This is a genomic window from Kitasatospora sp. NPDC089509, assembly GCF_044749365.1.
GTDB lineage: Bacteria > Actinomycetota > Actinomycetes > Streptomycetales > Streptomycetaceae > Kitasatospora.
The window spans coordinates 25,096-39,309 of sequence record NZ_JBIVHS010000026.1 but is presented as its reverse complement, the minus strand read 5'-3'; the positions used below and the strand labels follow the sequence as shown (position 1 = coordinate 39,309).

General features: G+C 73.2%; 12 protein-coding genes. 6 read left to right on the top strand and 6 right to left on the bottom strand.

Annotated elements, in window-relative coordinates; translation table 11 throughout:
* Positions 1-67 precede the first annotated feature (67 nt).
* A complete protein-coding gene (locus tag ACIP4P_RS36375; RefSeq protein WP_400926019.1) occupies positions 68-1,087 on the top strand; it encodes a TAXI family TRAP transporter solute-binding subunit in 1,020 nt (339 codons plus the stop codon).
* A gap of 52 nt (positions 1,088-1,139) precedes the next feature.
* Here ACIP4P_RS36375 and ACIP4P_RS36370 read toward each other — a convergent pair whose 3' ends face one another.
* Together ACIP4P_RS36370 and ACIP4P_RS36365 are read right to left on the bottom strand one after the other, a co-directional pair.
* Positions 1,140-2,573: a sensor histidine kinase gene (locus ACIP4P_RS36370; RefSeq protein ID WP_400926016.1), complete on the bottom strand. Its 1,434-nt coding sequence runs from the start codon at positions 2,571-2,573 to the stop codon at positions 1,140-1,142.
* Between the two features lie 6 nt (positions 2,574-2,579).
* Positions 2,580-3,338 (bottom strand): response regulator transcription factor, encoded by a 759-nt coding sequence (locus ACIP4P_RS36365; protein WP_400926013.1) that lies wholly within the window; start codon positions 3,336-3,338, stop codon positions 2,580-2,582.
* Between the two features lie 398 nt (positions 3,339-3,736).
* On the opposite strand from ACIP4P_RS36365, the gene ACIP4P_RS36360 reads away from it, so the two are divergent.
* The 5 genes from ACIP4P_RS36360 (at position 3,737) to ACIP4P_RS36340 (ending at position 8,947) form a co-directional block, all read left to right on the top strand.
* Positions 3,737-4,510, top strand: coding sequence for an amino acid ABC transporter ATP-binding protein (locus ACIP4P_RS36360; protein WP_350513655.1), 774 nt, complete (start codon positions 3,737-3,739; stop codon positions 4,508-4,510).
* 120 nt (positions 4,511-4,630) lie between these two features.
* Positions 4,631-5,533, top strand: a complete 903-nt coding sequence (locus ACIP4P_RS36355) for a glutamate ABC transporter substrate-binding protein (protein ID WP_350513654.1) — start codon at positions 4,631-4,633, stop codon at positions 5,531-5,533.
* 56 nt (positions 5,534-5,589) lie between these two features.
* Positions 5,590-6,240 (top strand): amino acid ABC transporter permease, encoded by a 651-nt coding sequence (locus ACIP4P_RS36350; RefSeq protein ID WP_350513653.1) that lies wholly within the window; start codon positions 5,590-5,592, stop codon positions 6,238-6,240.
* Positions 6,237-7,085, top strand: a complete 849-nt coding sequence (locus tag ACIP4P_RS36345) for an amino acid ABC transporter permease (RefSeq protein ID WP_400926009.1) — start codon at positions 6,237-6,239, stop codon at positions 7,083-7,085. Before ACIP4P_RS36350 ends, ACIP4P_RS36345 begins: the two co-directional genes overlap by 4 nt.
* A 122-nt stretch (positions 7,086-7,207) precedes the next feature.
* Positions 7,208-8,947, top strand: a complete 1,740-nt coding sequence (locus ACIP4P_RS36340; protein WP_400926007.1) for an FAD-dependent monooxygenase — start codon at positions 7,208-7,210, stop codon at positions 8,945-8,947.
* Positions 8,948-8,975: 28 nt separating this feature from the next.
* On the opposite strand, the gene rny is transcribed toward ACIP4P_RS36340, so the two are convergent.
* The 4 genes from rny to ACIP4P_RS36320 all read right to left on the bottom strand — a co-directional run bounded on the left by rny (position 8,976) and on the right by ACIP4P_RS36320 (position 14,201).
* Positions 8,976-10,448 (bottom strand): ribonuclease Y, encoded by a 1,473-nt coding sequence (gene rny, locus ACIP4P_RS36335; RefSeq protein ID WP_400926004.1) that lies wholly within the window; start codon positions 10,446-10,448, stop codon positions 8,976-8,978.
* Positions 10,449-10,580: 132 nt separating this feature from the next.
* Positions 10,581-11,648: a regulatory protein RecX gene (locus tag ACIP4P_RS36330; protein ID WP_400926001.1), complete on the bottom strand. Its 1,068-nt coding sequence runs from the start codon at positions 11,646-11,648 to the stop codon at positions 10,581-10,583.
* A gap of 4 nt (positions 11,649-11,652) precedes the next feature.
* Positions 11,653-12,768, bottom strand: coding sequence for a recombinase RecA (recA, locus tag ACIP4P_RS36325; protein ID WP_350513648.1), 1,116 nt, complete (start codon positions 12,766-12,768; stop codon positions 11,653-11,655).
* A gap of 209 nt (positions 12,769-12,977) precedes the next feature.
* On the bottom strand, positions 12,978-14,201 hold the full coding sequence (locus ACIP4P_RS36320; protein ID WP_400925997.1) for an AI-2E family transporter: 1,224 nt from the start codon (positions 14,199-14,201) through the stop codon (positions 12,978-12,980).
* Positions 14,202-14,214 lie beyond the last annotated feature (13 nt).

The window sequence follows — 14,214 nt, the reverse complement described above, 5'->3', positions numbered from 1 at the left end:
GCGGCCGCGGAGCTTTCCACGAGCCGTTCCCCTCCCGTTCGGCCGGAGCGCCTGGCAGTATCCCTGCATGGCCCCCACCGATCCGTCCCGACTCGGCGCCGCCGTCCGCCGCGCGGCCCGCAGCCCGCTGTGGCGGACGGTGCTGGCGCTGGCGCTGCTGGTGGCCGGGCTGGGCGGCTGGTGGCTGTCGGCGGCCCGTTCGCCCGGGTACCCGCGCGGGGAGACCCGCTTCGCGACCGGCGTCCCGCGCGGCGTCTACGACCGGTACGGGCAGCTGCTGCAGTCCCACGTCTCGCAGACCATGCCGGGGGTGCGACTGGCCCTGGACAGCTCCGAGGGCTCGGTGGACAACCTCACCCGGGTGGCCAAGGGCCAGGACACCTTCGCCATCGCCACCGCCGACGCGGTCGCCGCCTACCAGGGCGAGGGCAAGGGGAAGCTGCGGGCGATCGCCCGGCTGTACGACGACTACCTGCAGCTGATCGTCCCGGAGGACTCGCGGGTGCGCCGCACCGCCGACCTCAAGGGGCTGCGGGTCGGCATCGGCCTGCCGCAGTCCGGCGTGAACCTGGTGACCCGGCGGCTGCTGACGGCGGCCGGTCTGGACCCGGACCACGACATCACCCCGGTCCCGGGCGGCGTCAGCGACGGCTCCGACGAGCTGCGCGCGGGGAAGATCGACGCCTTCTTCTGGTCCGGCGGCCTGCCGACCAGCGCCCTCACCGACCTCTCCGAGCACATGCGGATCCGGATCGTCCCGCTGGCCGACCTCGCCGGGGCGCTGCACCGGACGGAGGGCGACGGGATGGACGCCTACCGGGCGGCCACCATGCCCAAGGGCACCTACCCGAACGCCGAGCCCAAGGACGCCGTCGCCACCATGGCGGTGCCCAACCTGCTGGTCACCCGGGACGACGTGGACCCGGGGCTGGTCGAGGGGATGACCCGGGCGGTGATCGACAGCCGGGACCAGATCGGCGCCCAGGTGCACGCCGCCCAGCTGGTCGACCTGCGCACCGCCGTCTACACCGATCCGCTGCCGCTGCACGAGGGCGCGGCGCGCTACTACCGCTCGGTGAAGCCCTGAGGCCCTGAAGCCCCGCACCCCTGAAGCCCTGAGGCCCCGCACCCCTGGAGCCCTAGGAGTGCCCCGGCCGCGGTACCGCCAGGGTCACCGCGAGCCCGGTCGGCCTGACCGGAGCGAAGCCCAGCGAGCCGCCGCCGGCCGCGAGCAGGGTGCGGGCGATCGACAGTCCCAGCCCCGAACCGTCCACGTTCTGGTGCCGCGCGCTGCGCCAGAACCGGTCCCCGGCCCGGGCCAGCTCGTCCTCGGTCAGCCCCGGCCCGGCGTCGGTGACGGTCACCGCGACCTCGTCCCGGCGCACCGAGACCCGCAGTCGCACCTGGCTGCCGGTCGGCCCGAACTTGAGCGCGTTGTCCAGGACGGCGTCCAGCGCGGAGCCGAAGCCGATCGGGTCCGCCATGCCGATCGCCATCACCGGGCCGTCCCAGCGCAGCTCGATCCCGCGCTGCTCGGCGACCGGCCGCCAGCCGTCCACCCGGGCCAGGGTCAGCTGGGCCAGGTCGGTCTGCTCGGGTTCCGGACGGGCGTGCTCGGCGGTGGCCAGGCCGAGCAGGTCGTCCAGCACCCGGGCCAGCCGGGTGCCCTCCTCCCGGACGCCGCTGAGCTCCTCCTCGTGGCCCTCGGGCAGCTCCAGGCCGAGCACCTCGACCCGCAGCAGCAGGGCCGAGAGCGGGTTGCGCAGCTGGTGCGAGGCGTCCGCGACGAATGCCTTCTGCTGGTCCAGGGCGTGCACCACGTGGTCCGCCATCTCGTTGAACGAGCGTGCCAGCCGCTGGAGTTCGGGCGGTCCGCCGCCGGGCGCGACCCGGGCCGCCATCTGCCCGGTGGCGATGTCGTGGGTGGCCCGGTCGAGGGTGCGCACCGGGCGCAGCACCCACTCGGTGAGCCGGACGGCCAGCAGCACCGCGACGGCCATCGCGGCCGCCTCGCCGCCGGCCAGCACCAGCCACTTGTGCAGCACCCGGGCCCGTACCGCCCCGGTCGGGGACTCGCTCAGCACCACCGCGACCACGTCGCCGTCGCGCACCACCGGGGCGGCGACGATGATCGTCCGGTCCTCGGTCCACGGCCAGACCTGCGGCGGGTTGTGGCTGCGCCGCCCGTCCAGCGCCTCCTGGAAGGCCTGGGCGCCCCAGCCGACGGCGGGCACCCGCCAGTCGTGGGGCGCGACCGCGATCGGCATGCCGTCGCGCTGGAAGATGCCCAGCCGCACGCCGTACAGGTCGTAGTAGCGCTGGACCTCGGTGGTGATCGCGTGCCGCCGGCCGGCGTCGCCGGGGGCGTCCTGCGGGTCGGCCTTGAGGGCGGAGTCCAGGGCGGCCGCCCCGGAGGTGGGCAGGTCCTGGGCGAAGCGGGCGGCGTCGTCGAGCCGGTCGACCACCACCCGGGTCTGCTCGGCCGCCGCGAACGCCGCCGCGAGCGGCAGCCCCAGGGCGGCCAGGACGCACAGCATGAGGGCGATCAGGATGCCGAGCAGGCGGGTGCGCACGTGCGGTCAGTGCTCCGCGGGGGCGGACGGGGCCCGGTCGGCCGCGGTGGTGGTCGGGGAGTCGGGGATCAGCCGGTAGCCGACGCCGCGCACGGCCTCGACCAGGCCGGGCAGCGCCAGCTTGTTGCGCAGCGAGCCGATGTGCACCTCCAGGGTGCGGCCGTTGCCCTCCCAGCCGCTGCGCCAGACCTCGCTGAAGATCTGCTCGCGCCGGTAGACCACGCCGGGGCTCTGGGCGAGCAGCGCCAGCAGGTCGAACTCCTTGCGGGTGAGCGGCACGTCACGGCCGTCCACGCTGACCCGGCGGCGCTCCCGGTCGATCCGGATGCCGCGGGACTCCAGCGGGCCGCGCTGCTGCGGTACGGCGTCGGGCGCGGGCACCGCCACCGAGGACGGCTGGGCACCGCGGCGGGCCACCGCGTGGATGCGGGCGAGCAGCTCGCCCATGTCGTACGGCTTGGTGACGTAGTCGTCGGCGCCCAGGTTGAGGCCGTGGATCCGGGAGCGGATGTCGGCCCGGGCGGTCACCATGATCACCGGCACGCCGCTGCCGGCCCTGATCCGGCTGCACACCTCGAAGCCGTCGCGGTCGGGCAGCCCGAGGTCGAGCAGCACGACCCGGTACGACTCGTTGCCGTCCGGCACCAGGGCGTCCAGCGCCTCGTGCCCGCTGCGGGCGTGCCGCACCTGGAAGCCGTGCCGGCCGAGCACCGCGACCAGTGCCGCGGCCACGCGTTCGTCGTCCTCGACGAGCAGCAGTCGCATCCTGTTCTCCTCCTCTCCCCACGTGATCACCGGGCTGTTCGTTCGGGGCCCGGTCCTGCGCAGTATGGGCCAGTGCGCGGCCCGGCGCCAGGTTCGGCCGCGGACCGGGCCCGTGGGGGACGGTCGGCACCGGTGCGGTTTCCCGCTGTGACATGCCCCGTCGACGCCGTCGCGAACACGGCGTACGCACCACGTGGCCGTTTCGTGATGCTCAAGTTCCGCTCAGATCGGCTGACGGGGCCCGTTCAGCGCTCCTATGGTCACCCCACCGGGGGCCGCGGCTCCGCCGGTCGCGGCCCCCGGATTCGCACCACCACTGCCCGCCAAGGGAGTTGGGCCTTCCGGTCCGGTGCTGGCGGGTGGTATTCGACAGTTCGACACAGAGGGAGTCAGGCGCGATGACCGAAAGCCCGGTCGAGGACTACACCCCCGCAGCCGCCCCGCTGGTCGTGCTGAGCAAGGTCAACAAGCACTTCGGGGCGCTGCACGTGCTCCAGGACATCGACCTGGAGATCGAGCAGGGCGAGGTGGTCGTGCTGATCGGCCCGTCCGGGTCCGGCAAGTCCACGCTCTGCCGCACCATCAACCGGCTGGAGACGATCGACTCCGGCACGATCACCCTGTCCGGCCGCCCGCTGCCCGCCGAGGGCCGGGAGCTGGCCAAGCTCCGCGCCGAGGTCGGCATGGTGTTCCAGGGCTTCAACCTGTTCGCGCACAAGACCGTGCTGGAGAACGTGGTCCTGGCCCAGGTCAAGGTGCGCAAGGTGGTCCGTTCGCACGCCGAGAAGACCGCCCGTGAACTGCTGGACCGGGTCGGCGTCGGCGCCCAGGCGGACAAGTTCCCGGCCCAGCTCTCCGGCGGCCAGCAGCAGCGGGTGGCGATCGCCCGCGCGCTGGCGATGAAGCCGAAGGTGATGCTCTTCGACGAGCCGACCTCGGCGCTCGACCCGGAGATGGTCAACGAGGTGCTGGAGGTCATGCGCCAACTGGCCGCCGACGGCATGACGATGGTCGTGGTCACCCACGAGATGGGCTTCGCCCGCTCCGCCGCCAACCGGGTGCTGTTCATGGCCGACGGGAAGATCGTCGAGCAGAACACCCCGGACGCCTTCTTCACCGCGCCGCGCTCCGAGCGCGCCAAGGACTTCCTCTCGAAGATCCTGCACCACTGACGCTTCGAGACCCGCGGGTCCACGGCCGGCGACCACGCCGGCCGGCCCTGCCCCGTGCACGACTTCCAGACGCCAGAGCCCGGTTGACGCCGCGGCCCAGCCCCCAGGAGAACAACCCTCATGAGGACTTCCCGCACCCTCGCCGTGGCGCTCTGTGCCGTCGCGCTCACCGCCACCGCCGCCTGCGGCAAGGACGGCACGCCCGCCTCCAACGCGGCGAGCGCCAGCAACGCCCCGGCGCTGCCGACCTACACGGTCAAGACCGACGTCAAGGTCGACTCCCCGGTCATCGCCGAGGCCAAGAAGCGCGGCCAGCTGATCATCGGCGCCAAGGCCGACCAGCCGAACCTCGGCTGGGAGGACGTCGCCAGCGGCGACCGCAGCGGCTTCGACATCGAGATCGCCAAGATGGTCGCCGCCGACCTCGGCTTCACCCCGCAGCAGATCAAGTGGCAGACCCTGGTCTCCTCGCAGCGCGAGCCGGCCATCGCCAAGGGCCAGATCGACTTCTACGTCGGCACCTACAGCATCAACGACGAGCGCAAGAAGACCGTCTCCTTCGCCGGCCCGTACTACATCGCCGGCCAGGACTTCCTGGTGAAGAGCGACAACACCTCGATCACCGGCCCGGAGAGCATCAGCGGCAAGAACATCTGCACCGCCACCGGCTCGACCTCGATCCAGAACATCAAGCAGTACAACCCGAAGATCACCCAGTTCGACACCTACTCGGCCTGCGTCGAGAAGCTGATGTCGGGCGAGGTCGACGCGGTCACCACCGACGACGCGATCCTCAAGGGCTACGCCTCCAAGTACGCCCCCAAGCTCAAGGTGGTCGGCAAGCCGTTCACCAAGGAGAACTACGGCGTCGGCCTGAACAAGGACGACAAGGTGCTGCGCGACGCGATCAGCGACGCCCTCAAGGCCCACGAGGACAACGGCGACTGGAAGAAGGCCTACGACGCGACCCTGGGCGCGTCCGGCTCGGCCGCCCCGGCGATCCCGACCCTCGACCGCTACTGATCCCCTTCCCGCTCCCGACCGACCGTTCCGACCATCTGTGAGAGGAGGGCCGCCGGATGGGGTTCCTGTTCGAGCAGGACAACTTCGCGTTGTTCCGCGACGGCTTCCTGCAGACGCTCGAACTGAGCGCACTGAGCTCGCTGCTCGCCCTGCTGCTGGGCACCCTGCTGGCGGCCTTCCGGGTCTCCCCGGTACCGGCCCTGCGCGCCTTCGGCACCGTCTGGGTGACGCTGTTCCGCAACACCCCGCTGACCCTGCTGTTCTTCGCCGTCACCTTCGGCCTGCCGCCGCTCGGTGTGCACTTCAGCTACCTCACCTTCGCGGTGCTGGCGCTCGGCGGCTACACCGCCTCGTTCGTCTGCGAGGTGATCCGCTCCGGCATCAACACCGTGCCGCTCGGCCAGGCGGAGGCGGCCCGCAGCCTCGGCATGAACTTCTTCCAGACCGTCACCCTGGTCGTCCTGCCGCAGGCCGCCCGGACCGTGCTGGCGCCGATGAGCAGCGTGTTCATCGCACTGCCGAGGAACTCGGCGATCGCCGGCGCGTTCAGCGTCGCCGAGCTGTACAGCGCCCAGCAGACCTTCTCCGAGCGCGGCTACTCGATCTTCTCGATCTTCTTCTGGGTGGCCTGCGCCTACCTGCTGATCAGCGCGACGGTCGCCACCCTCTTCCGCTTCCTGGAATCCCGACTGGCGGTGGCCCGATGAAGTTCTTCAACCGCCCGGCGACGGCCAGTGTCCTCTACGACACCCCCGGCCCGAACGCCCGAGCCCGCTACCGCCTCTTCGGCGCGCTCTCGGTCCTCGGCATCGCCGGACTGCTCTGGTACGTGGTCTCCGCGCTCGCCGACAACGGCCAGTTCGACCCCGACCTGTGGGACGCGTTCCAGTACACCTACGTCCAGCAGATGATCCTGGACGGCCTGCTGGCCACCCTGAAGGCCTTCGGCCTGGCGGCGGTCTTCTCGCTCACCCTGGGCTCGCTGCTGGCCGCCGGGCAGCTGTCCGACCACCGGCCGGTCCGCTGGGTCTGCACCTCGGTCGTCCAGTTCTTCCGGGCGATGCCGCTGCTGATCCTGATCGTCGCGCTCTACTACGCGTTCTTCGCCAAGAACCCGATGTGGGCCCTGGTGCTCGGCCTCACCCTCTACAACGGTGCGGTCCAGGCCGAGATCATCCGCAGCGGCGTCAACGCCGTCCCGCGCGGCCAGGGCGAGGCGGCGTACGCCCTCGGGATGCGCAAGACCCAGGTGATGTCCGGCATCCTGGTGCCGCAGGCCGTCCGCTCGATGCTGCCGTCGATGATCGGTCAGCTGGTGGTCACCCTCAAGGACACCTCGCTGGGCTTCGTCATCACGTACAACGAGCTGCTCTTCATGGGCAAGAAGATCGCCAGCCAGCCACTGAACGCCGCGGGCTTCCCGTACATCCCCGTGGTCCTGGTGATCGCGCCGATCTACATCATCCTGTGCCTCCTGCTGACCGCGCTCGCGCGGTGGATCGAAGCACGTGGCCGTCGCGGCGCGAACCGGCGCACTTCAGCTGCTGCTTGACGGACACCCAGGCGAACTGTTGCATTGCTCTTCGTGACACCTCCCGGGAGCATCCACGCGGCATATGCGGCAGCGGTAACTGACGCCGGCCCATGGTCCGGTTCGTGCCCGGAGGTCCCCGCATGGATCCGGTGATCGTGGTCGGGGCCGGACCGGTCGGTCTGGCCCTGGCCCTCGCACTCGCCCGGCACGAGGTGCCGACCGTCGTCCTGGACGAGGGCTCCGGGCTCTGCCCCGAGGGCCCCCGCAGCGTCGTCCTCGGCGCCGACACGGCCGCCTTCCTGACCCGGATCGGCTACTCCCGGGCCGTCTCCGACTCGGCGCTGTGGGACTCCTTCGCGGTCTGGCGCCGCCGCCAGGAGGTGCTGCGGATCGACCTCACCGACTCGCCGACCTTCCACCTCCCCCAGCACCGCCTCCAGCGCGGCCTGCGCGACGCCCTCACCGGCACCCCGCTGGTCCGGCTGGTCCCGCTGAACCGGGTCGTCGAGCTGGAACAGGACCGCGACGGGGTCAGCGTCCGCACCCACGGCACCCAGGACGGCTCCGCCACCTGGTGGCGCGGCAGCCATCTGGTCGGCTGCGACGGCGCCCGGTCCAGCGTCCGCAAGCTGCTGAAGATCCGCTTCCCCGGCCGCCCGGCGGTCGACCGCAACGCCATCGCCACCGTCCGGGTCGACCTGCCCTTCGACGGCGCCCGGCTGCACCGCGAGCCCCCCTGGCGCGGCGACCGCGAGGCCTCCGCCCGCCCGCTGCCGGACGGCGTCTGGCGGCTCGACTGGCGGCTGCCCCCCGGCCGGCCCGCCCCCACCGAACCGGTCGACCCGCACGCCACCTGGCCCGGCGTCGTCACCGGCGACACCCTGCTCACCCGGGTCACCGCCACCCTCACCGGCTGGTGCGGCGAACTCCCCCGCTACGAGCTGCTCGCCGCCGCCGACCACACCGCCCAGCAGCGCCTGGCCGCCCGCTTCCGCAGCGGCCGCTGCTTCCTGGCCGGCGACGCCGCCCACCTGCACGGCGCGCTCGGCATGCAGAACCTCGCCGACGGGCTGCGCGACGCCGACAACCTGGCCTGGCGGCTCGCCCTCGCCTGGCACCTCCACTCCGGCGGCCCGCAGCCCGGCGGCTCGCTGCTGGACGGCTACGAGGCCGAGCGGCGCGGCGCGGTCGGCGCCCGGCTGCGCGCCGTCGACCAGTCCATGCCGCTGCTGCGCCCGCTGCGGGGCTGGCAGCAGACCCGCCGCTCGCTGCTGGTCGGCGGCTTCCGCAAGCACGCCCCGCTGCTCGCCGACGGCCAGCTGGGCACCGGCCGCTTCGGCGGCGCGCCCGCCTACCCGGCGGCGCCCTCCGGCGTCCCCGGCCGGGTGCCGGTGCAGCGCGGCGCGCGCAGCACCACCTCGCTCAGCGAGCTGCTGCCCGCCACCGCTCCCGGCGTGCTCGTCCCGGACCTTCCGGTGCTCGCCGACGACGGCACCCCGGACCACCTGCACGCCCGGCTCGGAGCCACCTTCCTGCTGCTGCTGGTCGCCCCCGGCACCGCCGTCTGGTCGGCCGAGCACTGGCTGGGGGCCGGCCTGATGCCCCGGCTCGCCGAGGTCGCCGCCGCGCTGCCGGTGCCGGCCGAGGTGCTGGTCACCGAGGAGTACCCGGGCGCCGGGCCGCACACCGTGCTGCTGATCCGGCCGGACGGCCACCTGGTCGGCGTCACCCAGGGCGCCGCCGCCGAGGACCTCCTGGTGCTCGCCGACCGCGCCCGCGGCGGCCCGGCCCCGCTCGCCGGCAGCCCCGAACCCGAGGCCGAGGTCGAGGACGAGGCCGTCCCGGAGCCCGCCGCCCAGCAGGTCGACTCGGCCGGCTGACGAGGCCCGGGGGCGTCTCCGGGACGCCCTACCCCGCGACCGCCGTGGCCCGGCTCTCCCGCACCACCGTCACCCGGATCTGGCCCGGGTAGGTCAGCTCCGCCGAGACCTGCCGGGCCACCTCACGGGCGATCAGCTCCGCCCCGAGGTCGTCCACGGCGTCCGGCCGCACCATCACCCGCACCTCGCGCCCGGCCTGCATCGCGTACACCTCGGCCACCCCGGCGTGCGAGCGCGCGATCTCCTCCAGCCGGGCCAGCCGCCGCACGTACAGCTCCATCGACTCCTTGCGCGCCCCCGGCCGGCCGCCCGAACAGGCGTCCGCGGCCTGGGTCAGCACCGCCGTCACGGTCCGCGGCTCCACCTCGCCGTGGTGCGCGGCGATCGCGTGCACCACCTCGGGGGACTCCCCGTGCCGGCGGGCGAAGTCCGCGCCGACCGCCGCGTGGCTGCCCTCCGCCTCATGGGTGAGCGCCTTGCCGATGTCGTGCAGCAGCGCCGCCCGGCGCACCGGCTCCGGGTCCACCCCCAGCTCGGCGGCCATCATCCCGGCCAGGTGCGCGGACTCCAGCAGGTGCCCGAGCACGTTCTGCCCGTAGGAGGCGCGGTACCGCAGCGAGCCCAGGGTGCGGACCAGGTCGGGGTGCATCCCGCCGATCCGGGCGTCCAGCAGGGCGTCCTCGCCGGCCCGGACACAGCGCTGCTCGACCTCGGCCCGGCTGCGCTCGTGGACGTGCTCGATCCGGCTCGGCTGGATCCGGCCGTCCTCGACCAGCTGCTCCAGGGTGAGCCGGGCGGCCTCCCGGCGGACCGGGTCGAAGCAGGACAACTGCACCGCGGCGGGGGTGTCGTCGACGATCAGGTTGACGCCGGTGACCGCCTCGAAGGCCCGGATGTTGCGGCCCTCGCGGCCGATGATCCGGCCCTTCATCTCCTCACCCGGCAGCCGGAAGAGAGTCACGGCGGTCTCCGCGGTCTGCTCCGACGCCAGCCGCTGGATCGCCCCGGCGATGATCTCCCGGGCCCGCTGCTCGCCCTCCTCCTTGGCACCGCGCTCGATCTCCCGGACCGTGACGGCCGCCTCCCGCCGGGCCGACTCCTCGGCCTCGCGCAGCAGTTGGGCGTGCGCCTGCTCGGCGGAGAGCCCGGCAACACGCTCCAGGGCCGCCGCCCGGCGGGCCGCCAGCGCCTCGACCTCGCTCCGGGACCGCTCCAACTCCGCCGACCGCTCGGCCAGTTCGTCCTCCCGCTGGCGCAGTCGGCGCAGTTCCTCGGCCACGCTCTCCTCGCGCCGGGCGAGTTCGTCCCGCTGTCGGCCGGTCTGCTCCTCGGCCCACCGACGGGACCGCTCGGCCTCGGCCACCGCCTCCCGCTGCGCGGCCTGCAGTCGCCTGACCGTCAGGACGGCCAGCGCCGCGAGCACCAGCAGGACGGCCGCCGCCGCCCCGACGATCGGCACCAGGAGGGAGTCAGCCGTGCCGGTGCCCGCCGAGATCCTCATGCGACCCACTCCCAGTCCTCGCGCGGGCGTGCCTGCGCGGGAGCGGCCGCACGCTGAGTGCGAGGCTAGGTGCGGGTCACGAAAGGGTCAAGGCCAGACCAGGAGCGGACCAAGGAACCGTCGGACTCCCCCTCACTCCCAGTCGCTCCCGGACGGCCCTCCGGCCTCCTCCTCCAGCGCACCGCGCACCACCCGGAAGGCGAGGCCCTCGGAGTAGCCGCGCCGGGCCAGCATGGCGACCAGCCGACGGGTGCGGACCTGGGGGTCCAGCCCCCAGGTGGACCGCAGCTTGCGCTCGACCAGCGCCCGGGCGGCGTCCGTCTCGTCGTCGTGGTCGACCTGGAGGAGTGCCTGCTCGACCAGGTCGGCGGCCACGCCCTTGGTGCGCAGCTCCTGGGCGAGCGCCCGCCGGGACAGTCCCCGGACGGCGTGCCGGGACTCCACCCAGGCCGCGGCGAAGGCCGCGTCGTCGATCAGCCCGACCTCCTCCAGCCGGCTGAGCACCTGTTCGGCGACGTCTTCCGGGATCTCCCGCTTGCGCAGGGCGTCGGCGAGCTGTTTGCGGCTCTTGGCGGCACCGGTGAGCAGCCGCAGGCAGATGTCCCGGGCGCGACTCTCCGGATCCGCTTCCTCCTCGGCGCGCTTGCGGGGGGCGCGGCCCGTGCCCTCGTCGTCCTCGCCCGGCGGGCCCTCACCGGTACGGGCGCTCCCGCGGCCGCTCCTGCGCGGACGGGCGGACGGGGCGGCCGCACCCCCGTGACCGGCCGCCCCGGCTCCGCTCCACCCGCCGATCGCGGGCGGCGGGCCGCCCTCGGTGTCCGCCCCCTCGGCCGCCAGCGCCGAACGGCGCCGACGGCGGCCGGTGGGCAGTTCGGAGGCGGAGAGCAGGCCGAGCTCCCCGATCGACGGCTCCGGCTCGAAGACCGGGCCGGACGCCGCGCCGCGCGCCGCCCGGCCCGGGGCCTGGTCGGGCTCCGGCTCGGAACCGGTTGCCCACTGGGTGGTGGCCGCGCGCCCCTTGCCGGAGCGCGAGTTGCCGGAGCGCGAGCGCGCCCGCGAGCGGAGTGCCGACGGTCGCGGTGCCGGCTCCGGCTCTCCTTCCGGCTCCGGCTCCGCGACCGCGGCGAACCAGTCCGGCGGGCCGAAGTCGTCGTCCTCGGGGCCCGCCGGACCGCCGCCCACCATGTCGTGCTGCGTCAACGGCTCAGGCCTTGGCAGCCGCCGTCTTCTTCGCCGCGGCCGTCTTGGCGGCGGTCGCGGTGATCGGCTTGGCCGCGGCGTCGGCGGCGGCGGCCTCCGGCTCACCCGCGGCGGGCTCCTCGGTCTTCGGGCCGATGCCGAGCTTGCCCTTGATCTTCCGCTCGATCTCGTCGGCGAGCTGCGGGTTGTCCCGCAGGAAGTTGCGGGCGTTCTCCTTGCCCTGGCCGAGCTGGTCGCCCTCGTAGGTGTACCAGGCGCCGGACTTGCGGATGAAGCCGTGCTCGACGCCCATGTCGATCAGGCCGCCCTCGCGGCTGATGCCGATGCCGTAGAGGATGTCGAACTCGGCCTGCTTGAACGGCGCGGCGACCTTGTTCTTGACGACCTTGACGCGGGTGCGGTTGCCGACCGCCTCGGTGCCGTCCTTCAGGGTCTCGATCCGGCGGATGTCCAGGCGGACCGAGGCGTAGAACTTCAGCGCCCGGCCACCGGTCGTGGTCTCCGGCGAACCGAACATCACGCCGATCTTCTCGCGCAGCTGGTTGATGAAGATCGCGGTGGTGTTCGACTGGTTCAGCGCACCGGCGATCTTGCGCAGCGCCTGGCTCATCAGTCGGGCCTGCAGACCGACGTGCGAGTCGCCCATCTCGCCCTCGATCTCGGCGCGCGGGACGAGGGCCGCGACCGAGTCGATGATCACCAGGTCGATCGCGCCGGAGCGGATCAGCATGTCGGTGATCTCCAGGGCCTGCTCACCGGTGTCCGGCTGGCTGACCAGCAGGGCGTCGGTGTCCACGCCGAGCTTCTTGGCGTACTCCGGGTCGAGCGCGTGCTCCGCGTCGACGAAGGCGACCGTGCCGCCGGCCCGCTGGGCGTTGGCGGCGAGGTGCAGGGTCAGGGTGGTCTTGCCGGAGGACTCGGGGCCGTAGATCTCGACCACTCGGCCGCGCGGGATGCCGCCGACCCCGAGGGCGACGTCCAGGGCGGTCGACCCGGTGGAGATCACCTCGACCGGCTCGTTGGCCTTCTCGCCGAGGCGCATCACCGAGCCCTTGCCGAACTGCCGCTCGATCTGGGCGAGCGCGGTTTCCAGGGCCTTCTCGCGGTCCGTACCTGCCATGACTTTTTCCCTCGGGTTCTGTGCTGTGCGCTTCATCGTCATCGACGCTAGCGCGTCCCACTGACAAACGAGCCCCACCCGGCTCGGCCTGTGGAAAACTCCTCGCCGGAGAGTACAAAAGAACACCTGTTCGATTCAAGCCCCGCAGCCCCCGAACACGCCGCGGGGCGGGTGGTGGGCCATCGCCCTCCACCCGCCCCGCGGACCGGTCACTCCCCCTCGCCGCCGACCATCCGGCGCAACCGCCGCGCCGCCTCCCGGCGCAGCGCCCGCCGGGCCCGCCGCTGCTCCCCCCGGTCGATCCGCGGGTCGGTGGCCACCTCGTACCGCCGCACGTACGTCCCGACGAAGCCCTGCAGGGTCGCCGCCGCCGGGATCGCGATCAGCGCGCCCACCGCCCCCAGCAGCGCCGCGCCCGCGATCACCGCGCCGAAGGCCACCGCCGGGTGCACGTCCACCGTCCGGGCGGTGATCCTCGGGTGCAGCAGGTAGTTCTCGATCTGCTGGTAGACCACCGTGAAGAGCAGCACCCAGAGCGCGTCCACCGGCTGCACGGTGAGCGCCACCAGCACCGGCAGCGCGCCCGCCAGGTACGTCCCGATGGTCGGCACGAACTGCGACATGACGCCGACCCAGATCGCCAGCGCCGCCGAGTACGGCAGGTCGATCAGCACGAACATCACCCAGTGCCCGGCCGCCGACACCACCGCCAGCACCGCCCGGGAGTAGAGGTAGCCGCCGGTCTTGGCGAGCGCGATCTCCCAGGCCCGCAGCACCTCGCCCTGCTTGGCGGGCGGCAGCAGCGAACAGACCGTCCGGCGCACCCGCGGGCCCTCGGCGGTGAAGTAGAAGGTGAACAGCCCGACCGTGAAGGTCTGGAACAGCCCCCCGATCAGCGTGGAGGACACCCCCCACACGTTGTCCGCGGCCTGCTGGGCGTAGCCCTCGATCGTGCCGGAGTCCTTCAGCAGCCGCTTCTGCAGCTCGCCCAGCGAGAGGTCCTGATGGAAGGTCCGGTTCACCCAGCCGATCAGGTTGTCGACCAGGTGCGGCATGTCCCCGGCGATCTTCCCCACCTGATCCACCAACAGCGTGCCGAGCGCCGCCAGGAACCCGACCACCGCGACCCCGACCGCGACGAACACCAGGAAGGTGCCCACCCCCCGGCGCACCCCGCGCGCCGCCATCCGGTCCACCGCCGGCTCCAGCGCCAGCGACATGAAGAAGGCCACCAGCAGCATCACGAAGAGGTCGATCAGCTGCCGGAACGCCCAGTCGGCCAGCTGGAACAGCCCCACCAGCACCAGGAACAGCACCATCGCCCGGGGCAGCCAGGGCGGCATCCCGCCCCACAGCAGCCCGCCGCCCGTCCGCCCCCGCCCGTCGGCCCGCGCCGCCTCGTCCGGGCCCTTCCGCTCTTCGCTCACAGTCACCCGGACAGTCTGT